This window comes from Paenarthrobacter sp. NPDC057981, assembly GCF_042886835.1.
GTDB lineage: Bacteria > Actinomycetota > Actinomycetes > Actinomycetales > Micrococcaceae > Arthrobacter.
Genome location: NZ_JBHVQI010000009.1, coordinates 74,820 through 100,203, shown reverse-complemented (window position 1 = coordinate 100,203; position 25,384 = coordinate 74,820). Strand labels below are relative to the sequence as shown.

Annotated in this window: 27 protein-coding genes; 12 read left to right on the top strand and 15 right to left on the bottom strand. The window is 62.2% G+C overall.

Annotation, left to right across the window (positions count from 1 at the left end):
• Positions 1–142: 142 nt before the first annotated feature.
• The 3 genes from ACFVSI_RS10840 to ACFVSI_RS10830 form a co-directional block, all read right to left on the bottom strand.
• Complete coding sequence (locus ACFVSI_RS10840; protein WP_387823016.1) at positions 143–646, bottom strand: LacI family DNA-binding transcriptional regulator; 504 nt, start codon at positions 644–646, stop codon at positions 143–145.
• Between the two features lie 104 nt (positions 647–750).
• Positions 751–3,108, bottom strand: a complete 2,358-nt coding sequence (locus tag ACFVSI_RS10835; RefSeq protein WP_387823013.1) for a family 78 glycoside hydrolase catalytic domain — start codon at positions 3,106–3,108, stop codon at positions 751–753.
• A 63-nt stretch (positions 3,109–3,171) separates the two neighbouring features.
• The gene (locus tag ACFVSI_RS10830; RefSeq protein ID WP_387823010.1) at positions 3,172–4,479 is read right to left on the bottom strand and encodes an MFS transporter; all 1,308 of its coding nucleotides are present in this window, start codon (positions 4,477–4,479) and stop codon (positions 3,172–3,174) included.
• A gap of 191 nt (positions 4,480–4,670) precedes the next feature.
• Between ACFVSI_RS10830 and ACFVSI_RS10825 the strand changes: the two genes are divergently transcribed.
• The 7 genes from ACFVSI_RS10825 (at position 4,671) to ACFVSI_RS10795 (ending at position 8,498) form a co-directional block, all read left to right on the top strand.
• On the top strand, positions 4,671–5,249 hold the full coding sequence (locus ACFVSI_RS10825) for a MarR family winged helix-turn-helix transcriptional regulator (protein WP_387823008.1): 579 nt from the start codon (positions 4,671–4,673) through the stop codon (positions 5,247–5,249).
• 100 nt (positions 5,250–5,349) lie between these two features.
• Positions 5,350–5,700: a hypothetical protein gene (locus ACFVSI_RS10820; RefSeq protein ID WP_387823006.1), complete on the top strand. Its 351-nt coding sequence runs from the start codon at positions 5,350–5,352 to the stop codon at positions 5,698–5,700.
• Positions 5,701–5,875: 175 nt separating this feature from the next.
• Entirely contained in the window at positions 5,876–6,307 is a 432-nt protein-coding gene (locus ACFVSI_RS10815; protein WP_387823003.1) for a LexA family protein, read from the top strand.
• A complete protein-coding gene (locus ACFVSI_RS10810) occupies positions 6,300–7,598 on the top strand; it encodes a Y-family DNA polymerase (RefSeq protein ID WP_387823000.1) in 1,299 nt (432 codons plus the stop codon). The genes ACFVSI_RS10815 and ACFVSI_RS10810 overlap by 8 nt, the downstream gene beginning before the upstream one ends.
• A gap of 31 nt (positions 7,599–7,629) precedes the next feature.
• The gene (locus tag ACFVSI_RS10805) at positions 7,630–7,944 is read left to right on the top strand and encodes a hypothetical protein (protein WP_387822997.1); all 315 of its coding nucleotides are present in this window, start codon (positions 7,630–7,632) and stop codon (positions 7,942–7,944) included.
• Positions 7,944–8,345 carry a hypothetical protein gene (locus ACFVSI_RS10800; protein ID WP_387822994.1) on the top strand — a complete coding sequence of 134 codons (402 nt, stop codon included), beginning with the start codon at positions 7,944–7,946 and terminating at the stop codon, positions 8,343–8,345. Before ACFVSI_RS10805 ends, ACFVSI_RS10800 begins: the two co-directional genes overlap by 1 nt.
• Before the next feature lie 9 nt (positions 8,346–8,354).
• Positions 8,355–8,498 (top strand): hypothetical protein, encoded by a 144-nt coding sequence (locus ACFVSI_RS10795; RefSeq protein ID WP_387822992.1) that lies wholly within the window; start codon positions 8,355–8,357, stop codon positions 8,496–8,498.
• Positions 8,499–8,519: 21 nt separating this feature from the next.
• Here ACFVSI_RS10795 and ACFVSI_RS10790 read toward each other — a convergent pair whose 3' ends face one another.
• The 5 genes from ACFVSI_RS10790 to ACFVSI_RS10770 form a co-directional block, all read right to left on the bottom strand.
• Positions 8,520–8,777, bottom strand: coding sequence for a DUF2188 domain-containing protein (locus ACFVSI_RS10790; RefSeq protein WP_387822989.1), 258 nt, complete (start codon positions 8,775–8,777; stop codon positions 8,520–8,522).
• Positions 8,778–8,966: 189 nt separating this feature from the next.
• On the bottom strand, positions 8,967–9,179 hold the full coding sequence (locus ACFVSI_RS10785; protein WP_387822987.1) for a hypothetical protein: 213 nt from the start codon (positions 9,177–9,179) through the stop codon (positions 8,967–8,969).
• A gap of 61 nt (positions 9,180–9,240) precedes the next feature.
• Positions 9,241–9,945: an SOS response-associated peptidase gene (locus tag ACFVSI_RS10780; RefSeq protein ID WP_387822985.1), complete on the bottom strand. Its 705-nt coding sequence runs from the start codon at positions 9,943–9,945 to the stop codon at positions 9,241–9,243.
• Positions 9,946–10,002: 57 nt separating this feature from the next.
• Positions 10,003–10,533, bottom strand: coding sequence for a hypothetical protein (locus ACFVSI_RS10775; protein ID WP_387822983.1), 531 nt, complete (start codon positions 10,531–10,533; stop codon positions 10,003–10,005).
• Between the two features lie 114 nt (positions 10,534–10,647).
• A complete protein-coding gene (locus ACFVSI_RS10770) occupies positions 10,648–11,118 on the bottom strand; it encodes a hypothetical protein (protein WP_387822980.1) in 471 nt (156 codons plus the stop codon).
• A 691-nt stretch (positions 11,119–11,809) separates the two neighbouring features.
• Here ACFVSI_RS10770 and ACFVSI_RS10765 point away from each other — a divergent pair.
• A complete protein-coding gene (locus tag ACFVSI_RS10765; RefSeq protein ID WP_387822978.1) occupies positions 11,810–12,919 on the top strand; it encodes a hypothetical protein in 1,110 nt (369 codons plus the stop codon).
• A 191-nt stretch (positions 12,920–13,110) separates the two neighbouring features.
• On the opposite strand, the gene ACFVSI_RS10760 is transcribed toward ACFVSI_RS10765, so the two are convergent.
• The 6 genes from ACFVSI_RS10760 to ACFVSI_RS10735 all read right to left on the bottom strand — a co-directional run bounded on the left by ACFVSI_RS10760 (position 13,111) and on the right by ACFVSI_RS10735 (position 17,076).
• Entirely contained in the window at positions 13,111–13,524 is a 414-nt protein-coding gene (locus ACFVSI_RS10760) for a hypothetical protein (RefSeq protein WP_387822976.1), read from the bottom strand.
• Positions 13,525–13,562: 38 nt separating this feature from the next.
• Entirely contained in the window at positions 13,563–13,754 is a 192-nt protein-coding gene (locus tag ACFVSI_RS10755) for a hypothetical protein (protein WP_387822974.1), read from the bottom strand.
• Positions 13,755–14,317: 563 nt separating this feature from the next.
• Positions 14,318–14,737 (bottom strand): hypothetical protein, encoded by a 420-nt coding sequence (locus tag ACFVSI_RS10750; protein ID WP_387822972.1) that lies wholly within the window; start codon positions 14,735–14,737, stop codon positions 14,318–14,320.
• Between the two features lie 124 nt (positions 14,738–14,861).
• Positions 14,862–15,293: a DUF3592 domain-containing protein gene (locus ACFVSI_RS10745; protein WP_387822969.1), complete on the bottom strand. Its 432-nt coding sequence runs from the start codon at positions 15,291–15,293 to the stop codon at positions 14,862–14,864.
• A 155-nt stretch (positions 15,294–15,448) separates the two neighbouring features.
• The gene (locus ACFVSI_RS10740; protein WP_387822966.1) at positions 15,449–15,796 is read right to left on the bottom strand and encodes a hypothetical protein; all 348 of its coding nucleotides are present in this window, start codon (positions 15,794–15,796) and stop codon (positions 15,449–15,451) included.
• A gap of 266 nt (positions 15,797–16,062) precedes the next feature.
• Positions 16,063–17,076, bottom strand: a complete 1,014-nt coding sequence (locus tag ACFVSI_RS10735) for a LacI family DNA-binding transcriptional regulator (RefSeq protein ID WP_387822964.1) — start codon at positions 17,074–17,076, stop codon at positions 16,063–16,065.
• 403 nt (positions 17,077–17,479) lie between these two features.
• Here ACFVSI_RS10735 and ACFVSI_RS10730 point away from each other — a divergent pair, with 403 nt between their 5' ends.
• Positions 17,480–18,589 (top strand): alpha/beta hydrolase, encoded by a 1,110-nt coding sequence (locus ACFVSI_RS10730; protein WP_387822962.1) that lies wholly within the window; start codon positions 17,480–17,482, stop codon positions 18,587–18,589.
• A 244-nt stretch (positions 18,590–18,833) separates the two neighbouring features.
• Here ACFVSI_RS10730 and ACFVSI_RS10725 read toward each other — a convergent pair whose 3' ends face one another.
• Positions 18,834–19,832 carry a LacI family DNA-binding transcriptional regulator gene (locus ACFVSI_RS10725; RefSeq protein ID WP_387822960.1) on the bottom strand — a complete coding sequence of 333 codons (999 nt, stop codon included), beginning with the start codon at positions 19,830–19,832 and terminating at the stop codon, positions 18,834–18,836.
• A 127-nt stretch (positions 19,833–19,959) separates the two neighbouring features.
• Between ACFVSI_RS10725 and ACFVSI_RS10720 the strand changes: the two genes are divergently transcribed.
• The 3 genes from ACFVSI_RS10720 to ACFVSI_RS10710 all read left to right on the top strand — a co-directional run bounded on the left by ACFVSI_RS10720 (position 19,960) and on the right by ACFVSI_RS10710 (position 25,360).
• Complete coding sequence (locus ACFVSI_RS10720; RefSeq protein WP_387822957.1) at positions 19,960–21,288, top strand: MFS transporter; 1,329 nt, start codon at positions 19,960–19,962, stop codon at positions 21,286–21,288.
• 85 nt (positions 21,289–21,373) lie between these two features.
• On the top strand, positions 21,374–22,813 hold the full coding sequence (locus tag ACFVSI_RS10715) for an NAD-dependent epimerase/dehydratase family protein (RefSeq protein ID WP_387822954.1): 1,440 nt from the start codon (positions 21,374–21,376) through the stop codon (positions 22,811–22,813).
• Positions 22,814–22,861: 48 nt separating this feature from the next.
• Complete coding sequence (locus tag ACFVSI_RS10710; RefSeq protein ID WP_387822952.1) at positions 22,862–25,360, top strand: glycoside hydrolase family 78 protein; 2,499 nt, start codon at positions 22,862–22,864, stop codon at positions 25,358–25,360.
• The last annotated feature ends 24 nt before the right edge of the window (positions 25,361–25,384 follow it).

Genomic DNA, 25,384 nt, shown 5'->3' with positions numbered 1-25,384 from the left:
TTGAGCGTGCACGGCTGCGTGGGTCGCAGCCTATTGTGGGTGCAGCGAGCAGGTTGTTTTTGAGGGTTGGCGCAACGTTTTTGGTGGCTGTCCGGGCACCTTCAGGCGGGGCGCGGCCTGTTGCTGCCGCGTCGGGGACCGTCTATGACGGCAGGGGGCGGAGTTGGACGTTCTCGGATGGATGGATCATCATCCGGCCGAGCCCGTTGTCCATGACGACCCAAACGACTGACCGGTCTGGCATGAGCGCGTCTATCGTGGCCGACCCGAGGATTGTTCCCTGGCGCAGCAGCTGGACTCGGTCGGATGGGCTGAGTGCGGACCATGGGCCCGAGGTTGGTGGTGGTGAGTTGTTTTCATGTGGCTGATTTTCCGCTGTGTCCTCCTGCTTGTCTGATGTCGCGTTCTCTTGGAGTTCTGGTGGGGGCTGTTTTGAGTGGGACCGGGCCGTGTTGTGCTTGGAGTCCCTGCGAAGAGCTACGGCGTGCGGGTCGGGGACGTACCCCAGGTCCCTCATCATGGTCTGGACCAAGTCGCGTGTCGCCGCTCTGACACCCATTCGATTGTTCAGGACACTGGAGACCGTGGTTACGGACACTCCTGCGGCTGCGGCTACGTCGTTGATCCGAATCTTGACTGTGGTCAAGGGCCGTCCTCCGTAGTGATGGGCCAGGTGGGTCTTCGTTGGGTCTGAGTTGGTGGGTGCGTTCGTGGCGCACCCACCAACTTGTCGCTGCGTTCGTGGCGCGTTTAGGCGGCCATGGAGCCGGCTGTTGAGTGGATGGGAACTTCCCGGGTTGTGGTTCCCGGCGGAAGAATCTCGTCGTGGTTGCCGAACCGGAGGCGCCCGGTGGCCCCGTCCGGGATTGTGGCGCTGATGTGAAGGTGGTTCCCTTCGTTTCTCCAGCTGACGGCTGCCGGGCCGAAGGGTGTTCCGACGGTGGCGTTGGCGTGGTTGATCCCCTCAAGCAGGATGGGGCGGATGTCGATGACTTTGTAGCCTGGCTCTGCGGGCGCGATGCCGGCGAGGCGTTCCACGAGGAAACCGGCCACGGACCCGACGGCGTAGTGGTTGTGGCTTGCTTTCGCGTCACCTTTCTTGGTGTAACCTTCCCAGGTTTCCCAGGTGCTCGTGCCGCCTTGTTCGACCTGGTAGAGCCAGGATGGGCTGGTTGTCTGCATCAGAAGCCGTGCGGCAACGTCTGCCCGCCCGTTGTCGGCGAGGACGGGCAGCAGCATCGGCGTGGACAGGAATCCGGTGGCGAGGTGGTTGTCCGCCTTCTCGATCAGCTCAACCAGGCGGGTAACTGCGGCGGGTTTTTCGTTGTCATTGAGCAAGTCGAAGGCGATCGCGCGGACGTAGTCGTCCTGGCGGTCGGTCCCGATCCGCCCGTCCTGCCGGAGGAAGGCGGCCCGCCACGCTTCGCGGGTCTTTTCGGCCTGGCCCCGGTAGCGGGCGGCGTCCCCGTCGCGGTGCAGGAGTGCGGCGATTTCGGCAAGTTGCCTGGATGAGTGTTCCAGGTAGGCGGTGGCGATGATCGGCCCGCTGCGGAAGTTCGAGTCCAGGGCGGAGCTGAGGAAGGTCTCGCCGGGGCGGAGCCATTCGCCCCAGTTGAACCCTGTGTCGAGAATGTATTTTTCCAGGTCTGGTTTGCCGGTGCCGAGCCTGCCCCGGCGTCTTATGCTGCTCTTTTGCGCGGCGCGGTTGATCATCTGGTCCACCCAGCGGGCGGCCGCGGGGTAAGCCATTTCCAGGGCTTCGGTGTCGCCGTAGTACTGGTAGAGCACCCAAGGCAGCTGCACGCTTGCGTCGCCCCACCCGGTAGAGCTGGAGAGCATGGTGAAGAACTTGGACAGCCCGCCGGAGAACTCGGAACTTTCGGCCGGGATGACGACCGGGATGCGTCCGTCCGGGAGCTGCTCGGCGGCGAGGTTCCGCAGGTAGCGGCGCAGGAATCCGGCGACGTTCGCGTAAGCGGTGGAGGCGGAGGCGAACACCTGGATGTCGCCGGTCCAGCCGGAGCGCTCCCGGGTGGGGCAGTCCGTTGGGGTGTCGGTGAAGTTGGACCGCATCGACCAGCGGACGTTTTCGTACAGCTTGTTCAGGCGTGCATCAGAGCATGCGAAGGACCCTGTTTCCTCGAGTTGGGTCGAAAGGACCACAAATTGAACGTCGTCGGCGGTCAGGGTTCCGGGCAGTCCCTCGATTTGGACATAGCGGAAGCCGTGGATGGTGAACCAGGGCTGCCACCACGTCTCGGTGCCGTCGAGGATGACCTGGTCGGCTTGCGACCAGGGTTTGACCAGTGGCGGAATTGCCAGGTACTTCACATCCACTTCGCCGTCGCCGGCGATGATTTCGCTTTGGGTGAGCCGAACGACCGTGCCCGCTGGACCGTTGAGGCGGAGGCGGACGACGCCCACGGCGTTCTGCCCGAAATCGAAGAGTTGCTTCCCGCCCGGTGTCCGCGTGATGGTGACCGGTTTTAAGGTATCGATCTGCTGGACGCGGGCTACTTCTTCGGCAATCAGGGTTCGTTCAGTGTCAAGAACCTGCGCAGCGGTGAAGCGCCCCGGCGCGTTCATTGCGGTGAGCCAGTCGTCCTGCGGGATGCGCAGGTCCACGTGCTCGCCGTGCATCGGGTCGGTGGTGCTGATCCGTCCGGTACCGGCCCACCAGGTCTCATCCGAAACGTACGTGCCGCGGGAACCATCGGTGTATTCGATGTCGATGGTGACGTAGCCCGCGAGGCGGTCTCCATAGACCGCCTGCCGGCTGGAGCCTCCGATGCGGCCGCGGAAGCGGCCGTCACCAACAGCCATCGCGAAGGTGTTGCGGGCTTCGCGCAGAGCCTCGGTGATGTCGTAGTCCTGGTACTCAATGTACTGATCGAACGGAGTCCACCGTGGGACGAGCGCTGCTCCGGTCTGGTCGGTGCCGTTGACGAAGAAGCGGTACCAGCCCAGCGCGCTGACACGCGCCCGGGCGTGGCGGACCTGGCCGGTAAGTGTGTGTGAGCCCCGCAGGTACAGCGCGGTGTAGTCCGCTGGGGTCTCCGGGACAGGGCCGGTGATCCATTTCGGCTCAGCTGCCTGCGTTTTCGACATGGTGTTCTCCTTGATGCGGTGCCAGGATCGGCCGGCCGCGGTCGTGCTTTGGTGGATGGAAAGTCAGTGGAATGTCGCCGACGACGCTGCCGGGGCGGCAGCGGCGGTGCCGTCAGTCAGCTGTTCTGTGTCGAACTCGTTGTGCTGGTCCCGGTTGCGGAACCCGAACCAGGCCACGGCCATGCCGACCGCGGTCACGCCGGCGAGGAACAGGTACAGGGCGCTGGGGCCGGAGGTCAGCAGCATCGGCGTGAACGTGGCCAGGATTGCGGCGACGAAGCGGGCCACTGCAAGGATGGTTCCCTGGGCGGTGGAGCGGATGAGTGTTGGGAAGGATTCCTGGGCCCAAACCTTCATGACGGTTTCGAAAGCGAATCCCGCTCCGACAGCACCGAGTACGCCGGAAACGATGTACGTGGTGGCAGAGAAGCCGAAGATCACCGGGACCAGCAGGCTCACCACATACAGGACGGCGCCCACGGTGAAGTACGTGAAGCGGCGCGGCCCGTCCGCGACACGCATGAACCAGAAGTAGCTCAGCATCAGCACCGGCATGGCAATCAGGCCGAACAGGGACGCGGATGAGACATCCAGCCCGGCGTAATTGACCAGCATGTAGGTGCCGAACTGGCCACCGGTGTTCGCGGCGAGGTTGACCAGCGAGTAGAAGACCACGAGCACGATCAGCGGGGCACGGTAGGGCTTTCGGAACAGGCTGCTGACAGATGACCGTGAAGCCCGGGCCGTGTGCAGGCCCTTCGCCCGTTCTTCCCTGGCCGCCAGCCATACGAGCGATTCCGGAATGCTCAACCGGGCGATGAGCACGACGGCAGCGACGATTCCAACGTGTGCAAAAAGGATCTGTCCGCCCAGCCGGCCGAGATTGCCGACCACCGTGGACAAGATGATGGCGACCAGGACGCCGGCGATCCAGAGCACGTTGGAGAAGCTGATCATACGGCCACGGTTCTCGTCGTCAGCGGCCTCGGAAATAGTCGACAGCGAGACCGGCAGGTCAGCACCCGTGCCGACACCCACAAGCAGCGTGCCGACCAAAAGGGGCACGAACGAATCGGTGGTGACCAGCAGCGCGGCCCCGCCGATGATCATCAGCATCGTGACCGAGAACACCGGACGGCGCCCGAACCGGTCGCCCAGCCGCCCACCAGCCAGCGCACCCACTGCCACACCGAAAGTGATGGCGCCGGCGAGAACGCCGACCTGATCCGCCGCGAGCCCAAAAGCGGCCTGGTAGATCACGATGGCAATTCCGAAGCTGATCAAGGCCGCGGCGTCGATGTACGACGCCATGCCAGCTACCACAGCAACCCGCCAAGGACCCGGCTGCCGCCGGGTTTTCTGTTCAGTCATTGTCTTCTCCTTTGAAGCAAAAGCCACGGGTCTCGAAACCCGGGTTGTGACGGCCGACACGTCGTTCGACCATCAACAATGAAAGCACAGTATTGTCCAAAGTAAAATACTTGTTTGATTTTTGGAAATACATGGTCTGGGAACGTGGCGTGTGGTGACATAGATTGGAAGAACACAGATGGAGGAGTGACATGCCGCGACCGGATCCAGGACAACTCGCCGCCCGCGAGGACGTTGACCTGGCGCCTGTGCTGGAACGCCACCCGATGGACCTGCTCGTGTCCTTCAGTGCCGTCACCCACCTGGCTGACAGTCCTCAGCTGCGCCGCCAAGTGATGACCGCCATCGACTTCCCCAGCGACGACATGCAACTCTTCCTCGTCGTCAACCAGCTCGCCCTCCGCGGAGCGATGCGCCCCACCATGCTCGCCGACGCGATCCAAACCGGCCGCTCAAACATGACCAAAATCGCCGGGCGCCTCGCCAAGGAAGACCTCGCCGTCAGGATCCCGGACCCCGACGATGACCGCGGCGTCCTCCTGGCTCTCACCCCAAAGGGCCGGGAAATCGGACGCGCTCTGGTCGAATACGACAACGCCCAGACCGCCCGGCTTGTCGATGGATGGAGCGACGACGACCTCGCCACCTTCCAGCGCCTCCTCGCCCGATTCACCGCCAGCCTCGGAGCCACCCTGCCGCCCGCCACAGCCGACGCCCTGGGCTTCCCACGTCCGTCCGACGTCCTGGCCGAAATCGCCGCCGCAAAATAGCTACAACGCGGCATCGCGTCCCTCGTCACTCAGGGCACAAAAGGCTCGTTCAGCAACGAAGAGCACTTTTGATGCCGTCTGCGCGGCGGTCATCGGTCCGGTGACGCTGCCGCAGGCGATCATCGTCGGGTTGCCTGTCGCGGCGATTCTGAGGATCGTGGGCCGCTCCACGGTCCTTTCCACGCGGGCAGGCCGGGAGTTGGGCCGGCACCTTCGCCCGGGGCAGCCAGGTCATCCCTGGCCGGAAGAAATCAGCGAGACCTCGCTGAACAGATTCAGCAAGGACAAAGGCCCGGTCCATCTGACACTGGTGGAACCGATCGTGGTCGAGGTCGCCGCCGACGTCGCATGGAGCGGGAAGTCTTTCCGTCACCCGCTGTCCCTGCTCCGGGTCCGGCCGGAACTGGACCCAGCCGACGTCGAACTTCCGCCGCATCTCCGCGGCCGCTAACGCCTCATTCTCGCGGTGGACGGGTTGTGCCCATTGGGGTCAGGTGGAGCCCTCCGCACAGCTCAAAGCTGTCCCCATTGGTGTGCAACCCGTCCACTCCGCCCCTTGGGCGGCTTTAAATGTCTGAGCACGAGACTATAGTTAATCGAACATAATTTCGAATAAAAGGTGTGTTGTGGGCGTGATAATTGGCCCCCGTGTGATAGATGCGGGACTCTCTGCGGTGACGGTGCTGGTGGCACCGGTAGCGGTGGCCGCCGGCTATCCGTCACCCGCCCAGGATTACTTCGACGGCCGGATCGACCTCAACGCCCACCTGGTCAAGGACGTGACCAGCACGTTCATCGTCCGGGTGACCGGGCAGTCCATGGAGCAGGCCGGGATCAGCGACGGCGACGAGCTCGTGGTGAACCGGGCACTGGAACCGAAGGACGGTTCGGTCGTCGTGGCCGTCCTGGACGGGGAACTGACGATCAAACGGCTGCGGATCACAGCCACAGGGGTGGTCCTGCAGGCCGACAATCCCCGCTTCCCGGATATTAGGGTTCCGGCCTTGTCGGATCTGACGATCTGGGGCGTGGCCACGAGGTGCCTGCACCATGTCTAAGCCCGCGGTGATGCGACGGATGCAGGAGATCGCACACGTGGACGTGAAATGCTTTTACGCCTCGGCCGAACGCGCCTTCAACCCGGCCCTGGAACGTAAGCCGCTCATTGTGCTCTCCAACAATGACGGCTGCGCGGTCACCCGGTCTCCGGAAGCCAAACGCTTGGGCATTGCCATGGGCGAGCCATGGTTCAAGCTCCGGCCCCGGGCGAAGGAATGGGGTCTGGTGGCGTTGTCGAGCAACTACGAACTCTACGGCGACATCAGCTCCCGGGTGATGGAGCTGCTGGGCCGCTACTCGGCCTGGTTGGAGGTCTACTCAATCGACGAAGCCTTCCTGGGGGTCAAGGGCGAACCGGACGAGCTGCTGCGAATGGGGCGGGAGATGAAGGCCGCGTGCCGGCGGAACGTCGGCGTTCCGGTCTGTGTCGGTATCGCGCCCACGAAGACGCTGGCGAAGCTGTGCAACAAGTGGGCGAAGAACAACCCCGCCTTCGGCGGGGTGTGCCGGTGGGAATCGGTACCCGAAAAGCAGCGCGAAGCGCTGATGGCCCGGTTGTCAGTGATCGAAATCTGGGGTGTGGCCACCAGGTTGACCCAGCGCCTGAATGCGATGGGAATCTTCACCATCGCCGACCTTGCCCGGGCCAACCCGGTCGCGATCCGGGACAAGTTCTCCATTGTCATGATGCGCACCGTCCTGGAACTCCAAGGCACCCCTTGCATCCCGATGGAAGAGGAACGGGTAGGGAGGGACCAGCTGATCTTCTCCCGCTCGTTCTCGACACCGATCACGACGACGGCGGGGTTGCGGCAGGTCATGAGCGTGTACGCGCAAATGGCCAGTGCCCGCCTTGCCAAACACGACCTGCAAGCGAAGGTGTTGACCGCGTTCGCGGCGACCTCGCACTTCAACCCGAATGAAAAATCCTTCCCCTCGGTCTGCCTGGCGTTGCCGATGCCAACCGCGGACCCGGTGATCCTGACCAAAGCAGCCCACGCCCTCCTGCCCCAGGTTCACGAGGGTGTGAAGTACGTCCGGGCCGGGATCATGGTCACCGACCTGCGCCCGTCCGGGAATCAGAAACCGTTGGAGCTGTTCGAGAACCCGCACGAAGAACGCGGCATCGGGATCCTGCTCGAAGACGTGGCCAAACGGTACGGTCGCGGATCCATTGGCCTGGGCCATGCCGGGATCAAGGGCGGGCCGGACTGGTCCATGAAACGCGACATGCTCTCCCCCCGGTACACCACCCACTGGGACGAACTTCCCCTCGTCAAAGCCGCCTGACCGGCGCCACGTAAGAAAGGAGAGTCCACCCATGACTCTTGCCCCCGAAAAACCACAAACCCGCCAGAACGTCGACGTCCGGTTCAGCCCCGACGGGACACCCATCGCGATCCGTCACGACGGCCGGATCTGGATGGTCGACCCCGACGTGCACACCGCGCATTGGTTCAGCAGGGACTCCTGGTGGGAAACCCGGAACCGCGCCGCCGTCGGAACGGGTGATCTCGTCAGCATTGAACACTGGCAGGTCCAGGCCACGCTCCCGTCCGCCGGTGCGGAGCTGCGCACGTTCACGTTGCGGCGGGACCCTTTGGCCACGCAGTGGCAGATCGAATCCATCAGCTAGTGCCGGCCAACCTGTACCGCTCCCCCATCCCGGACCAGCTCTGGAACCGGACCCGTGACGAATTCGGCCTGCCCGGCCTGGAACAAGTCCGGGAACGGCTCGCGGCCGTGCACGAGGATCCCGAACCCCTCCTGCAGCAGCTGGTCCGTATATTCATCGACGACGAAGGGACCTTCTGCCCGGGGTACCAGTTCCGGGCCGACCTGTCCCTGAACCCCGTGGTGACGGGCCTGTTCGAACGGGCGTTGGAGTTGCGGATCCCCCACAACTACTTCGCGCTGTGGATGATGGTCCCCTCCCCCGCCCTGGACGGTCGCCGCCCGGTGGACCTGCGGGACACCCAAGACCCGGCACCCTTACTGGCGGCGTTGGGCCGGGTCCGCGCGGACCTGGCGGCCTAGGATATGGGAGTGAAAGTGACCCTAACCCTGGAGGCCGGCAACGGCGAACTGAGCCACGTCGAGGCCGAAGGCGTTACGTACGAGGAAGCCAAAGCGGCCGCCGAAGCGCTGATCCCGGAAGACTCCAAAGCCATCGCCATCCGCACGAGCTAGCAGCAGTGCGGCGCGTGGCGTCTAGTGTTTGGTGTCCTTGGCGGGTGACTCGTTTTTGGATCCCGAGTCGCTGTCGATGAATGTGCCGTTCTTGTTCTGGATGCGGACTTCGCCGTGCCCGCGCCCCGTGGTTTCAACGATTTCTTTGGCCCGCTTCTCAGCGGCCTTCTTCGTGGGTTCGTGAGCAGAGACCCGCTTGGCGTCTTCTTTCTTGACGTCCCAACCACCGCGGTCGTTGTTGGGAACTACGTACCGGTCGTTGTCATTGCCCTTGGTCATTTCGATCCTCTCCTACGATGCGAACTGATTTGCGTCAGCCTAACGGCCAATGGACGCACTGCCCCCTTGTATGTGCCCGCTTGTTGGCAATCGTGACGGGAAAACTGAAAGTTTTTTGGAGCCGACACCAGCACACACGGTTCCATCGGCTTGAGGCCGTCGTCGCGTGCACGGTGGAGGCCTGCGGAGCTAATAATCGGCGTCACTGCCACCATCGCTGGGCGAGGCATTACGGTATGTGCCGCCCTTCCTGTAGACCCTGCCCCGCTGGGACTGGAAACTTCCACTGTGCGCAGGCAATCTTTCCTTCGCTACAGGGCGGAGGATCATCCTCCAGGCCACGAGCATGATCACTGCTACCGGCACTGCCAGGACGGCACCCACGACAACAAGGGTCTCCATCAACGACCGATCCTCCCCTTGGGCCGGTCCTGCCCATAGTCCTGGACGCGGGCGGGATGAATCACTCGGCAGGCTCGATCAGTTCGGGGCCGTTGTTGCGGACACTGTTGACGCGGGGGCTGACGATGCGGGGCGTAAGTGTTGGTTCGGGCAGGGAATGCAGCAGGTGCTGGACGTCGGCTTTGTCGGTCAGGTCCGGGTCGAGCCATTCGGCGAACCGGTCTTTCGGGATGATGACCGGGGACCGGTCATGGACATGGCCCAGGGCGTCCTGCGTAGTGGTCGTGAGTACGGTGCAGGACAGGAGCCACCGTTCGGGGTCGTCCTCGGGCAGGTCGGGGTCGGGCCAGAATTCGTACAGGCCGGCGAACCCCAGTAACGACTCCTTTGGCGAGTAGAGGTAGTTCGGGATCTTCTTCCCGTCCTCGGTCTTCTGCCATTCGTAGTACCCCTCGGCTGGGACGATAGCCCTGCGCTTGACCGCAGCGGACCGGAACGACGGCTTCTCCAGGATTGATTCGCTCCGGGCGTTGATGAGCTTGGAGCCGATCTTGGCATCCTTCGCCCAAGACGGGATCAGACCCCACCGGGCGATGAGCAGGCGCCGGTCAATGGCACCTTCGTCCAGCCGTTCGGCCACGATCGGGACGTTCTGTGTCGGGGCGACGTTCCAGCTCGGCCCCGGCGGGCTCCCCTCGACTTCCTTTGCCTCGAAGTGGCCCAGGAGATCACTGGTGGCCTTGGACATCACGTATCTGCCGCACATGTGCCTATTCTTCCCACAAAACCGTTACACGAAACCTCTGAGCGTGCGGGGCGTCCGCTATTTATCGGCCCAGCGTTCGTGTGCGGCTTGGCGGCTGATCCCCGCGGCACGGCCAATGTCTGCCCAGGAAGCCCCGGCAGCTTTGGCGGCCGCGACGGTCTTATCCAAGCGGTGCGATGCCTGTCGATGTTCTTTGGCGGCCGCTTCAACACCCAGGAGCGCTTCGGACGGCGCGATGTGGATCATCCATTCGCCCTGAACGGCATCCTCCACAGGTCCGGAAACATAAGCTGCGTCCCCTAAAGGGCAATACTCTTTGCGGGAGCTGACGTCGGCCTCGGCAGGGGTGAGCACTCGTTGCCAGACCTCCCCCTGCCACCCGCAGGTACAGGCACCCCGCCAACTCATGATCAGGTCGTCCGGAACAATCTCCTGATCCGGAGCAACAAAATCTCCCGCTACCTTGTACCGTCCGGTGATCCCGTGGACAAGCATCCCGCCAGCGGTTGAACCTGAAGCGAGGCGGCCATCGGGTGCAATCGCAGCTACCCAGCCCTCGTGTTGGTAGTCGTTGGAGGTCCAGCCCATAGCCTTATGCCTTCCTGTCAGGGTTTCCTGACACACAGTCTGCATGGGAGCACTGACATTTACCAGAAGACTTGGTGCAGTCTGGGATTCCTGGCGGAGTAAGAACTGTGGGCGTCACGTGCTTGGTGTCCATTCCGGCGATTCGCTCCATCCCGGGACCTTGGTATCGAGTTCCTTGATCCTGTCAGGGTGCCGGCCGTGCCTGGCGTGCTTTCGGTAGGCAGAGATCCACGCCGCCAGGGCACGTTCAGCATCGTCCCCGGAGGCGTAGTGCGGAGGGCGTTTGGCCTTCTTCATCCAGCGAATGAGCTCGTCCCGGCGTTGCCGCCACAAGCGTTCGCTGTTGTAGCTGTCGCCGTCCGCCCAGCCTGGAATCTTCTTCTCGAGGACCTCTGCTGCTTTGGGTTCGAGTCTTCCCTGTCGGTAGAGCAGCCGGATCCTTGCCAGTGCCCGGTACAGCTCGGCTTCTTCGCTGCCCGTGGATCCCGCGACCGTGGGCAGAACACCGTGGGCACGGTGGTAGGCCACGATCAGCTTGGCTGCTGCGACTGGTCCTGAGGGTAGTGGGCTGGTTCCTGCTGGCACGCACCCACGATACAGCTACGCAGCCTTCGCAATGATCTGAGGTCGCGTCCGGCTAATGTGGGCACCCAAAGTTATGCGCAGCAAGAAGAAATCACCCTGACCAGGCCCAATCATTTGCCCTTCAGCTCTGCCAGGGCCTTGGTTTCCGCTTCCGGTGTTTCGAGGAAAATTTGGAATTGATGGAATCTCGATCCTACAAGCGACTAAATCTGGGCAAAGAGCTAAATCATGGACCCACGCGGGCCGTCGTCCTCGAGCAGGCCCGGTCCGTCTAGATCCTTGGAGAAATGCCCTGTCCCGGCACATAAACAGCTAGAAATATGTTGACGCAGTCCTATCCGGGCCATCGACGTAGCTTACGATGCCGATTGGGGGGACAGAAACCAGCACAGGCTACGGTCTGGGCCCTCGAGTCAAAACAAGTGGAAACGCCCATCCGCTGACCGGGGGACTAGTGGGAATCTGGCCTTCAGCAGCATCACAGAACGGAACTTTTATGCCGCAGAGCATCTTCCGCTCCTCTTCAGCCGCACTTGCAATTGTGGCAATGGCCGCGTTAACGGCCGGATGCGGACAATCACCAGATTCGTCATCAGCCACACCGGCGGCAGTCTCGTCACCTTCCGCGACACCGACAGTGCTTCCGGTTCCGGACGGCTGCCCACCAGAAAAAGAGCTGGGCCAGGCCTGGGTGGAAGACCCGAATTGGTTCACTGCCAGCATCGAGGCAAAACTCCTCGACTCCGAGCTGAAGACCCCTTTGCCGGCGGGCGGCTGCGCGTACCTGTACAGCCCGCCAGGAACTTCAAACAATTCCAGCGAGAAGTACCAGCGCGTCATGGTGTGGTACTTCAACGTCAACCGCCAAGGCAAGCTAACTACCGCAGACATCACCAACTGGGCGAAGTCGGCAGGAGGAACACCCCTGAAGGGGACCGATCCCATAAACAATCAAACGACCACCGACACGACGGGTAACAACTTCGACCTTCCGGACACGTTCAGTGGCTGGACAAAGAGCACCGTGGTGCAGGTAAGCGGAGATAACGACCACTTCGGGTGGGAACAGACCGTCCTTCCCGCGTACACGCAAGGCGCTCAGGCGAAAATCGATTTTGCCCTGAAGGCTGACAAGGCCCAGGCCATGGCTCGCGCATCCGTTCCTGGTTCCACCACGAGCGCCGGCAGCGACCCAACGAAGGCACTTACACTGGGGCTTGCGGCTGCATTCTCGACATCCGCCGTCGTGACCAATGACGAGGGATACACGGCCCAATTGAAGGTGCAGGGAAAGCTTGAGCCGTTCACCAAGGACGTCAAGGATGCACCCCCAGGTAAGCTTCACGGAATCTCCAGCTCCACAGTCTCGGGATCGGTCACCAACACGACAACCGGACGCCAGACCAAAACGCCCGGGGCAGGGGTCATGGCCGTCTACCCGCTTGAATCCGCTGCTTGCGATGGCTATAACGGCATCTCAGTCACGGGCACCGACTGGCAGAAGCCGTCATATTGCGCCGTCGAACTTGGTTCGGTCGAAGGCACAACCCTTGCGCCGGATGCTTCCCAATCACTGAAGGGCACTACCCTCCCGCAGAAGCTTGGGACGTTCCCTGAGTCCGGAAATGCCATCGCTGAACTCAATGCCCCGATCTCGTTCTATATGAAGTTCGGAAATGTGGGGATGGCTTCGGCCGGAACCAACTGGAAGAGCGACAAGGGGTGCCTATCCTCCAGGCTCTATGGGGGCGCCACTTGGAACGTCGTTATGGACGGCTGGCCCGACGTAATCTGCAAATAGACGAATGGAGATGGGAAGGGGCCACCTAGGGGTGGCCCCTCCTATATCGGCGGCAGCAGGGCACGCGACATCAGATACGAAGCAACCAGGAATGTTCCGCCCCCCACTCCCCTTCCCCCTTTTTTACAAAGGGGACGGCCAAGATTGGGATGTTGCCCACTGCGGAGACCGGGCAACTATCGCAGATCTCCCTAAATGTCTGCCCGGCCGGATGGACCCGGCCTGGGTGAGCCTCGCAACTTACGCAGCCGCATAGCCCGGTATTCCCGGCGGGACATCGACGCCGCGTAGAAAGTGACGCCACCTCCCAGGGCAGTCAAGAACAGCGCGGCCCACATCGGACCTTGGCCCTGCGCCAGCGGAGCGAGCAGCAGCACTATCGAAAATATGCACAGTAGTGCAGCACCGGCCGCGACGATCGCCATCCCCCACCACGTACTGACCTGGGCTTGCCCTGCGCCTGGCGTAAAGCCGATTTCCTCTGCCGGGTAGCTGTGCAATTCTCCGGTGCTGGTGTTGCGCAGTACGCGCTTTTCCCCGGCTGCCACTGCCGCCTGATGCTCTGCAAAGACAGCTTCATTGTGCCGCCTGCGATCGGAAATCATGCTCGGTTTCTCTTTCCCTGTCGGTCTGGTCAATGGCATCACAACATGCTGGGGTCAGCGGTAATCAGCGCTACCAAGGCCACTACGGGAAAGGCAACAACAACCGGGCCAGCTACCAAGATCCAACTGGTGGCCGTGTACCGACGATAGCCCCTGCCGCGCAGCTTGGTTGCCCACAGGGCACCGTAGACGATGCTGGCAATCAGGTACGGGAATGTCAGCAGGATCATTCCCAATCCTAGCCAGATGGTGGCCTGTAGAACGCCCAGGCCGCCCTGGCTATACATATCAGCCGATCCTAATGTCGCCGTACCAATAAGAAGCAGCAATAGGAGCACCAGAAGACCGGCACCGATCAGCAGGACAGACCTGAACGTCTTAGCCCACGCAGGCAATGGTGGAGCCTGGACCCGCCCCGGCTGACCCGGAAAATAGCCCGAAGGGTAAAAGTTATGAGGGTGCACGGTGCTCTCTTCTTCGCAAATGGCCGTCAAAGCGTTAGACGGACTCGCCCAAGTATGACCTGCACTTCCTTTGAACACGACGCCAACTGGACCTGGAGACCGGAGTCCTGGAATGTCCCACTCCCTTGGATGTGGACAGCCTAAATTCCTCCGCTGGGAACTTTGCCCGGCGCTCATGTCTGGCGAAGCACCTATAAGGCGGACCTAGGGTGGTCCGTTGTGTGTCATACAGGTACTGCTGTTCGTTTTCGGGAAAGTCGAGTACCGACTACTCGTGCGGGCACGCCAAGTACCGCGGGACGAACGCCGCCCTGCTAGGCGAGGCGGCGTTAGCAGTACCCGGCGAGCCAGGCGAGGGCTTCCTGCTCGTCCACGAAATACTTGACGGGGCATCCCGGCCGCGGGACTCCGCGCGGATTGTGGGCGATAACCATGTCGACCGCCGTACTACCAAGCAGCGCGAAAGCCGCGACCGTGGTCGCCCTGCTGCAGACTGCGACCGCTTCCCGGCTGACCCATTCGACCCCGGTGATCTGAAGGAGAACTCCTACAGGGTCTCCCCCGGTAAGGGCCAGCAGCTGCTCACGCGCCCATGCACCCTCAAGTTTGCCGATGCGCGAGTGTGGACGAAGAACGATCCGTACGATGCCCGGCCGTGCTCGAGAAACAGCAACGTCCCTGGCTGGCACATTTCCGGAGTGGTCGGGCTTCCCGGTGCCGCACGTCTCAGTACATGCCTCTGATGTCATGTAGGTCCGCATTCATTTCGGCAGCCACCTGAGGAAGTAGGTGCTGGGCTACTTCTTGCCCGGCTTCTTCAGGCTCTCGACAGATTACGCGAAAGACAGGGCAAGGTCGAGGATTGGGCGCTGACTAGCCGACCGGGAAAATCCCGATAAACCAAAACGAGGCAATTGCGAACACCGCGAAGAAGGGGATCAGGCAGCCCAGTACCAACTTGGATGGATGCGCGACTTCGAAGGATTCGCCGGGGTTCTCCGGGTTGTAGGCCACTTCCAGCACTGACCCGGGAGCGGGCCGTTCAACCGCGGAGACCTCGGATTCGCCGGCATAGAGGACCCCCTGGGGCCCGGTGAACTGATAGGTCGGCCAATAGCGGCGGTTCCTGCTCGTGTTGCCGACACCGGATGTCCAGCCCTCCCGGCTGCCAGTAACGATCGCCTGAGCCTTTGGCCAGGAATCAATTCGGCGCTCCTGGGATTTCGTCTTTCGGACCGATTGGATGCAGGCGCCGGCGGCGGCCAGGACGAACACCGCCCAAATGATGTACAGCACGGTTTTCACAGCGTCCCCAATGTTGAAATCACCACTCTAGCGTGGCTACTCCGTCGTCTTTCGGAGCTGAACCGTCTGCGGGAAGTAGTACGACTCCGGAGGGAAGTGGGTTGGATCCTGCTGGCACGCACCCGATACAGCTAAGCATTCGGAGGAAGAGCCTGTCAGAGGTCTTCGGCAATTCCTGGGTGGGGGCGATCCACGAAGAAGTAAGGGTCGCCCTTGCCGTCGCGCTCCAAGTCGTAGTGGATGATGGCACGCTTCGCTTGAAACACGGAGATCCCCCGCGGGAAATCAGCTTCCGTGCGGTGTTCACGCAAGCGCTCCAAAGCCCCGGTACGCTGACCAGTCTTTTTATCCGTTCGCACGCCAATATCAGCGGTTAGAACCCGGACACCGTCCGGGTCGCGGGCGATGAAGCCTTCCAGACTGAAGTGAAGCTCCAAAGTCAGATACTTGCTCGCCATAACCGCCTGAGCCAAGTCCTGGGTAGTGCTGGTGAAGTTTTCCAAGGGAACATTCGGAGGCTTCTGAAACATTACCCATTCTTACCATCCGGCTACGACAACAACATCCAGAGGCAGAATGGGCGCCCTATTCTTCAATCCACCCGCGTCCCACTTCCTTGGAACTGGGACACCGCAGTGGGATACTTCCCGCACTGCCTGGATCCGAGGAATGTGAATATTGCCGATAGACGATGGCGTTCTGTGATCGCTTTACGTCGTATGGCAGCGGGCACAGCAAAGGGCAGCAGCCCGGTGAACTCTGCGTCGAGCTATGGCATGTTCGGGGCAGCAGTGGAACTCCGGATGACGAGTGAGGCTTGGGGAAAGGACGCGGTTGCGGCGTAGGGTCGGTCCTCGATTTCGGCGATCGCCAACTGTGCGAGCGTGACACCGAGCCCGGCGGCGTCGAGTCGGACGCTGGTTATTTGTGGATGCATAATGCTAGCGATTGGCGCGTCGTCCAGGCCTACAACGGAGATTTTGTCGGGTACGTCGATACCTGACTCGATGGCGCGTCCGATGAGCGTTGCCGCGACGTCATCGTTGTAGCACGCCACTCCGGTGACACCTTCAGCGAGCCATTTCTCGACAGCCTCGTTAGCTGAATTGTCGCGGTAGTCGATGCTTTCTGTACTGAGCTGGATGCCCGATTCCTGGGCGAAGTCCCGCGCGCGTTCATACCGTCTCTGGCAAAGGTCCCGGACTCGAGGGTCGGCGGTCGCGGCAAACGCAAGTCGCCGATGACCTTGCTCGATCAGGTGGCGGATCTGGATGGCGGGTCCTTCCTCGGGGTATCGCTGGAGCTGGGCGATCGTATCTGGGTTGGGGATGATGCGTGCCACATTGCTTCGCCGCATCTCGGTGACATGTTCTTCGGAGAATGGCACGTATCCCAGTACTGCGTCGGGCTCCAGGACCTCCCACAGAAGTCGCATGTTCGTGGACTGGCGGATCGTCGAAGTGATGAGGGCATACCCGGCCTTTTCAAGGGTATGCGTGGCTTCCTCGATGTTGCGGCGCATCGTGTAATCGATTGGCCAGTCGGGCAGCATCAGCAGCACCACGCGCGTTCTGCCGCTTGCCAGCGCGCGCGCTGCGCTGTGAGGGCGGTATCCCAGCCGCGCTGCTTCGCGCATAACCTTCTGTCGAGTCGCTGCCGGAATGCTCTGCCCCGGAGTGTTGTTCAGCACGTAGCCCACCGTGGTGCGGGAAAGGCCGAGCGTCTGAGCTACGTCCTTCGCCGTCGCGCGCCGCGCAGTTGGTTTGGCCTCGGGTGTCATCATCGCCTCCTAAATCCCGTAGTGAAGCTAACGAAGCATGCGTCTTCATCGCTTGGTTGATAGTTTACTTGCGCGGGCAAGTGATGCGTGTCACTATAGCCATCAACTTTTACTTTCCCGCGCAAGTGAAAGTGCTTGGCCTTGGACAATGGAGTCGCCCGATACGTCAACTCGGGAGAAACCCGCCTCTCTGCCGTGGATATGAACCGCGGACGTGGTGTGGTTGGGCTTCCCGCTCGCGGGGATGGCGCCAAGACGACTTCCGACGTCTGTGCCGTTACCACCGGAACCTAAGCCCGAGTCGACGTGGGCCCGCACTCCTACCAGGTCCCTGCCCATCCCGCCGAGACTGCATGCACTGTCTCGGCATCCCAAACTGTGCCCGCGAAGGCGGCAAGGAGGACCAATGACGCACCCAACCCCACCATCACGACGGCGAAAGATCCGCCGTCGCATTCTTGCGTGGACGGGAGGAGCGCTGGGACTGATCCTCACCATCGGAATTGGCGGCTACCTGTTCCAACTCGGAAGGAACCCAGCCACTCGCACTGCCGACGGATCGTATTCCCACATCACAACCGATACGTCCTTTGCGCATATTGCGGGCCTGCCGGCATTCTCAGACTACAAATCGCTGATGACGCCCCTCGCCGACGATTGGTCTGGCGTGGTGGCAGGACCTCTCTCAATGAGCCGGGTCTTGTCGTACTACGGCCAGACCTGGGAACCACAAACCATCGCTGACGGAATCAATTTCGTAGTTGACGAAGCCAACCAGCACGAACAGTTGTACTTCCCGCTATACAAACAAGAGGAAATCCAGGCGGACACTTCAAAACGGGACGCCGGGATGCTCTTCTTCCCCGGAGACCCAGGCGCTCCGGTTGCGGTCGTCATGCCCGGTGGTGGTTGGCAGACTCTGGCCGCAGTGCAAGAGGGTTTCCCACACGCTCAGCGACTCCACGATGCGGGCTACAACGTCTTCGTTCTGCGCTACCGGGTCACTCCGACACCAGCGAAAGACGACGCTGAACAAGCAATTCGCGCCCAAAAAGCCGGCCTCGATGTGGTCCGGGCAATGGAACTCATCCGCGACAACGAGACCCGCTGGAAGGTGAACCTTTCAAATTACTCCATGTGGGGAAGCTCAGCAGGGGGAATGCTCGCTCTGCAATGGGCATCAAACCTCCCCGTTGGGGCGCAACCAAACGGCTTCCCGCCACCACAAGCAACTGTGCTTGCCTACCCTGCGACCCACACATGGCCGGGAGTCACAGCCGGCAGCGGCCCAACGTTCGCCATCACAGCTGCCGATGACCCTTTGATACCGGTAGAACACGTCGACGCAGTAATGGATGAGCTCCGGAGAGCCGGCGTTGCGGTGCAGTACGAGCGAGTTTCAACCGGTGGACACGGATTCGGCATCGGTCAAGGTACCCCGGCGGCCGGGTGGATCGACCACGCCATCAGGTTCTGGAAGCAGCAAGCCGGAACGACCCCTACCGCCGCACCATGACCTTCCCAGCCGGACCCGCCGAAACGAGTGCACCTCGAACCCGGTGACGGCGCGAACAACCGATACCACTTTGTGCAGGTCACAGGAGTTAGCCCCCACGCCCATCCGGCGTGGGGGCTTCATCTCCCTACTTCGCTGGAGCGAACCGCAACTGGATCAGGGCGCCGGGAGGCCTCGCCCGCCGATATGCGGCGGACTTGACCCAGGTCTTCTGCGCGTTTCTTTAGTCAGTGGGATGTACCCGCTACCCGCGGACCCCGGTTGAAGCCCGTTGGATCAGCGTTGACCGCATTTCAGGACCTGCCGCCGGTGGCGGGGTTCCTTCGACGGCACTCAGGGCAAGCCGACCCAGGTAGCGGCCCAGACCAGCTGAATCAACACGGACAGTGGAGAGCTGGGGCTCGAACATGGAAGCAAGGGGGGTGTCGTCGTAGCCAATAATTGAGATATCCGTGGGAACGGCCAGTCCACTGCGCAATGCGGCCCCTGTCAGGGCCGCGGCCACGTCATCGTTGTACGCGGCGATGGCCGTGACGCCGACGCTTCGCCATTCCCGAAGTGCCGCCTCGGCCGTTTCGTCTGTCAGCCCAATGTTCCGGGATGCCAGAAGTGGAAGCCCCAGGGACGATGCTGTTTCCTGGGCGCGTGTTCCTCTGCTCGTAACGAGGTCCGCGACTTTGGGATCATCGAGTCCGGCGTACGCGATGGTCCGGTGGCCGAGTCCGGCAAGATGTTCCAGCTGAAGCGCCGGGCCGTTCTCAATATAGGGGTTCTCTGGGATGACGTCGGGGTCAGGGATGAGCCGGGTGATGCCGGCGTCCCGAATGGCAGTGACCTGCTCAGGGGTGAATGCAGTCAAAGCAACAACCACGTCGGGTTGCAGCGATTCCCACAAGGGACGTGCCTGCCCTGTCGGATGTGGCGTGTACGTGATCATCGCGTAACCAGCCTCATCCAGTGTCAAAGACGCCTCCTCGATGTTGCGCCGGAGGCTGAAGTCCAGTGGCCAGTCGGGGAGCAACAGCAGCACAAGGCGGGTCTGGCCGCTGGCCAGCGCCCGGGCAGCATTGTGCGGACGGTATCCCAGCCTCCGGGCTTCCTCCAGCACCCGTGACCTGGTCGTTTCGGAGATAGTTTGACCCGGCGTGTTGTTGAGGACAAAGCCCACCGTCGCCCGGGACACCCCCAAGGACTTCGCAATGTCCTGGGTCGTGACCCTACGGCTCTTCGTCAGGTTCCCCACGAAATCCTCTCCTGCCCATGGCGCCGAAAAACTGCTTGCGCGCGCTAGTGCACTACTGTAGCATCGACGTCATTGCTAGCGCGCGCTAGTGACTTCCTTCACTCTTTTCCCCGACAATGGAGTCATCATGAATCCCAATGAACCTTCCGCCGCTGTACCGGGGGCGCTGGCCCCTGCGGTGGCCGTAGAAGCTGAATTGCCCACGCCCGTCCCGACACCTGATGTTCAGAAGGTCAGCGCCCGGTACATCTGGCTGATGGTGCTTGCGCAGTTCGGTGTGTTCGTCGCGTTCATCACCCCTCTGGCCATTTCCTTGGCCATCAGGGTCAACCAGTTGGCTCCGGCCAACCAGGAGTATCTGGGCTATATCACCGGCGCTGGCGCGTTGGTGGTCATGATCGTCGGCCCGTTCCTGGGCATGGCCAGTGACCGTACAAGAACTCGGATCGGCCGGCGACGTCCGTTCATGATCGGCGGCACGGTACTCGGCGTTATCTCACTCCTTGTGATGGCTTTCGCCCCCAACGTACTGGTGTTGGGCGCCGGCTGGATCCTGGCCCAGATCGGCTGGGGCCAGGTGCTGGGCAACCTTCAAATTTCAACAGCCGACCGTTTGCCCGAATCCCAACGCGGCAAAGTGGCGGGGCTTACCGGGTTCTCCACGCAGATCGCTCCGGTGTTCGGCGTTGTCATCGCTGGCGGTTTCGCTGCCGACCCGTTCCTGCTCTTCATGGTCCCGGGCGTCGTTGGGGTTGTCCTCGTGGCGCTCTTCGTCTTGTTCGTCCACGAGGCGGACAGCCGGGGCATGGTGTTCTCGGAAAATCTGACGGCAACGTCGATGCTGCGCAAATACATCTACAACCCCCGCCGCTATCCCGATTTCTCCTGGAACTGGCTCGGACGCTTCCTGTTCTACTTTGGTTTGACGCTGAACACGACCTTCACGGCCTTCTTCTTCGCAAGTCGTTTGGACATCCCGATCGAGCAGGTCAGCGGAATCATCGCCGCGCTCGGTGGAGCCGGCGTGCTGGCTACGACCATTGGTGCACTTGGTGGCGGCTTCCTCTCTGACCGGCTGCGGCGCCGTCGGTTGTTTGTTCTGTTGGGTGGGGCATTCATGGCGGCCGGAATGATCATGATGGCTGTCTCGGCGGACATCACGCTTCTCATGTCAGGCTCCCTGATCACGTCCGTGGGTATCGGTATGTTTTCGGCAGTGGACCAGGCGCTTCTGCTGGACGTCCTTCCAGAAAAGAGCACCGACGCTGGCCGTTTCATGAGCATCACCGGTTTCGCCACCTCGATTCCTCAGTCCTCTGCCCCGCTGATCGCCCCGCTTTTCCTCGCTATCGGAGCGGTGGGGGACCAGAAGAACTACACGCTGCTGTTCTTTGTGGCCGCCGCTTTCGTCCTGCTCGGCGGTGCAGTCATCATGCGTATCCGCTCAGTGCGCTAAACCCTTGCCGCAGGTGCCGCGCAGGCAGCACCCGTGGCGCTGAGCATGGACGAGAACGTATTGGTTTGGGCGAGATGGAGATTTAATGGCGAGCAGGAACAAAGTACGGACACGGGTGCTCCTCACCGGGGCAACAGGCAACTGGGGAAGAGCGACGCTGCGTGAACTTTCGTCGCGCGCGGACAGCATGACTGTAGTTGCCCTGTCCCTGCCGGGCGATAAGGACAAGGCAGCCCTCGCTGAGTTTTCGTCCATGGAGAATCTGGAGGTTGTTTGGGGTGATCTGACCGACTACGCCACCGTAGAGGCATGCATCGCCCGCGTTGACGTTGTCCTTCATGTCGGAGCGGTGGTCTCACCGCTGGCCGACGAAAACCCTGAGCTTGCCGCACGTGTGAACGTCGGAAGCATCCAGAACATCATCCGGGCGGTCAAAGCCCAGCCGGATCCGGAACGTGTCACAGTTGTCGGCATCGGTTCGGTGGCCCAAACAGGCAACCGCAACCCGCCATTTCACTGGGGCAGGGTCGGCGACCCGATCCGTGTTTCACAATTCGATGCCTACGGCCAAAGCAAGGTGACCGCTGAGCGGTTGCTTGTAGAAGCTGGCCTGCCGAAATGGGTATGGCTGCGGCAGACGGGGATTTTCCACCCCGGGATGCTCGAAATCCGCGATCCCATCATGACGCACTCGCCGTTCGGCGCGGTGATGGAATGGGCGTCCGTGGAAGATTCAGCCCGGCTGTTGGCGAACCTCTGCCAAGCGGATGTCCCGGAAGAACTGTGGGGCAACATTTACAACATCGGTGGTGGCGAAGGCTGGCGGCTCACCAACTGGCAGCTTCAGACAGCCATTGGAGAAGCGATGGGCGTCCGGGATATCCGGAAATGGTACGACCGGAACTGGTTCGCGCTAAAGAACTTCCACGGCCAGTGGTACACCGACAGCGACCGGCTGCATGAGCTGGTGCCCTACAGGCAAGACACTTTTGAAGACGCCCTGGCCCGGGCCGTGGACGCCGCACCGTCCTCGGTGAGGAATGCCGGGAAAGTGCCCGCCTGGATCGTCAAACACCTTGTCATGAAGCCGCTGACCCGCAAGCCCCGCGGAACGATGGCGGCCATCAGAGCCGGACATGGCGCCGAGATCAACGCGCACTTCGGCGGACTGCAGGAATGGCGCAACATTGGCGGTTGGTCAACCTTCGAGCCGCCTGCACCGTCCCGCAACCCCTCCTATCTTGACCACGGCTATGACGAGGATAAGCCCGCAGCACACTGGTCCTCGATCGACTACCTGGAAGTGGCTGCTTTTCGCGGAGGCAGGTTCCTGTCGGACGATGTGAGGCCTGGGACGCCGGCTACGCCGCTTCGATGGTCCTGCGGGCTCGGACACCTGTTCACTGCAAGCCCCACCCTGGTGCTCCGAGCCGGCCACTGGTGCCCAACATGTACCGCTGATTCGGCCGGTTACGACCGGCAAGCAGAGCACAACAAGTTTCTCGCCCAGATCGTCTCGGCCTGACGAGCCGCAGAGACAACCAGCCCTCCAACCAATTCTCAAGGACATCTCATGACCCCCACCTGGCACGCCGAGTTCATCACTTCGGATTTCCCCAACGGTGCGCTCGACGACCCGGCCCTGTATTTCCGGAAGGAGTTCCATGTCGCCGAAGGGCTCACCAAGGCCACACTCAAGACGACAGCTGTCGGCCTCGTCGAACCCCATCTCAACGGCACCCGGGTCGGGGACGAAGTACTGGCACCGGGCTGGACCTCCTACCGGAACCGGCTGGCCGTCAGCACCTACGATGTCACTGATTCCATCCGGGAGGGTGCGAACGCAGTGGGTGCCATTGTCGGCCAGGGTTGGGCGCTGGGCCGCCTCGGCTGGGAGAACAAGAGCCATTTCTATTCCGAGGCTCCTGCCCTCTACTTGGAGATCGAACTCGAGTACGCAGACCGGACGGACCTCGTCCGCTCAGACCCCAGCTTTCGCTGCTCCACCGGCGGCGTGCGCGCCAACAGCATTTACGACGGCGAGACCTTCGACGCCAGGCTTGAACCCGTTGGCTGGACGCTGCCTGGGTTCCCTGACGATCACTGGGGTGCAGCCAAGCAGTTCGAGTGGAACCTTGAGACCCTGATCGAGCCCAGTGCGCCGCCCATCCGCCGCATCGAGGAACTCCAGCCGGTCTCCGTCACGACCCGCCCCGGTAGCGGGACCGTCATCGATTTTGGCCAGGTCATCTCGGGGTGGGTCCGGCTGCGCACCCGCGGCGGAGACAAAGGGACCACAATCACCATCAGGCACGCCGAGCTGCTCACCCCCGAGGGAGAGCTCGACACCGAGACACTCCGTACCGCCAAGGCCACTAATGAATGGATCCTGGCCGGAGGTGAAGAAGCCGAATGGGAGCCCCGCTTCACCTTCCACGGCTTCCGGTACGCCGAAGTGACCGGCTACCCCGGGAACCTTTCGGCGGGTGACATCGCAGCTGTCGTCCTGCACACCGACATGGCCCGCACCGGGTGGTTCTCATCGTCCAACGAGCTGATCGACAGGATGCACGAAAACACTGTCTGGTCCATGCGGGACAACTTCGTCGGTGTCCCCACGGACTGCCCGCAGCGTGACGAGCGCCTGGGCTGGACCGGTGACCTGCACGCCTTCGGACCCACTGCGGTACTGCTGCACGATGTCCGCGGTGTCCTGGGATCGTGGCTGGAAGACCTTCGTGCCGAGCAGAACGAGAAAGGCTTCGTCCCGTGGGTTGTCCCCGACATCCTCTCCAACCCGTCCTCGCCCACCGCCTTATGGAGCGACGTGGCCGTCGCGCTTCCCTGGACCCTGTATCAGGAGTACGGCGACAGCGCTATCCTCGAAGACTCCTACGGGTCCATGACAGCATTTGTCCGGCAAGTCGAAGCCCTCCTGGACGACAGCGGACTGTGGAGCTCCGGATTCCAGTACGGCGACTGGCTTGATCCGGACGCACCGGACGACAACCCCGCTGGAGGGAAAACAGACCGGCATCTCGTGGCCTCAGCCTACTTCTGCAAAACCACCCGGCAGATGGCAGAAACGGCCAGGATCCTTGGCAAGGAACAGGACGCGGCACAGTTCGCAGCACTGCACAGCCGGGTCCGGGACGCGTTCCGGCGAGAGTACATCACCGAAGCCGGCAGGATCGTGAATGAGTCAGCTACCGCCTACGCCTTGGCCATCTGCTTCGGCATCCTGGACGAGGAACAGTTGCCTCACGCCGGCAAGCAACTGGCCCGACTGGTCGCCAAGTCCGGCTATACCATCTCGACAGGCTTCGCCGGGACCCCGCATGTAACGGATGCCCTGACCCTGACGGGGCACGTTGACGAAGCCTACAAACTGCTGACCCAAACCCGCTGCCCCTCCTTCCTCTACCCAGTGACCCAGGGCGCGACGACGATCTGGGAACGCTGGGACTCCGTCCGGCCCGACGGAACCGTTAACCCTTCGGGGATGACCTCGCTGAACCACTACGCTTTCGGGGCAGTCACCGCCTGGCTTTACCGGGTCGTGGCCGGCCTCCAATCCGCGGCGCCGGGCTGGCGGCACATCCGTATTGCACCCCGCCCCGGCGGTGGACTCACCCACGCCACAGCCCGCCATGAAACCGTCCTCGGACCGGCTGAAGTTTCATGGCGGATCTCCTCCGGATCCATCAGCCTGGACGTGCTCATTCCGGCCGGAGCCGAAGCCGAGATCGTCCTCCCCCTCGACCCGGCAGGCACGATTGTGACCGTCGGGCAGGGACGGCACCGCTGGGAATACCCGCTGCCCGTCTCCTACGGTTCGCAGCCCAATTTCACCATGGACACCCCTCTGGCAGACCTGTCCCAGGACATCAACACCTGGGATGCTCTGACACGCGTTTTCGCCGCCCACCTGCCCGGTGTCCCCATCGACGGCAACGGACCAGGCGCTGAAAGCATCTCGTTGACCGTCCTGCTGCAGTACGTTCCCGGCGCCTCTGATGAGTTCCGCCTCGATCTGGAAAGTGCCTTGACCCGCGCCCCAGCGGACGCCTGACCGCACCCCGATACCAACGCGGCC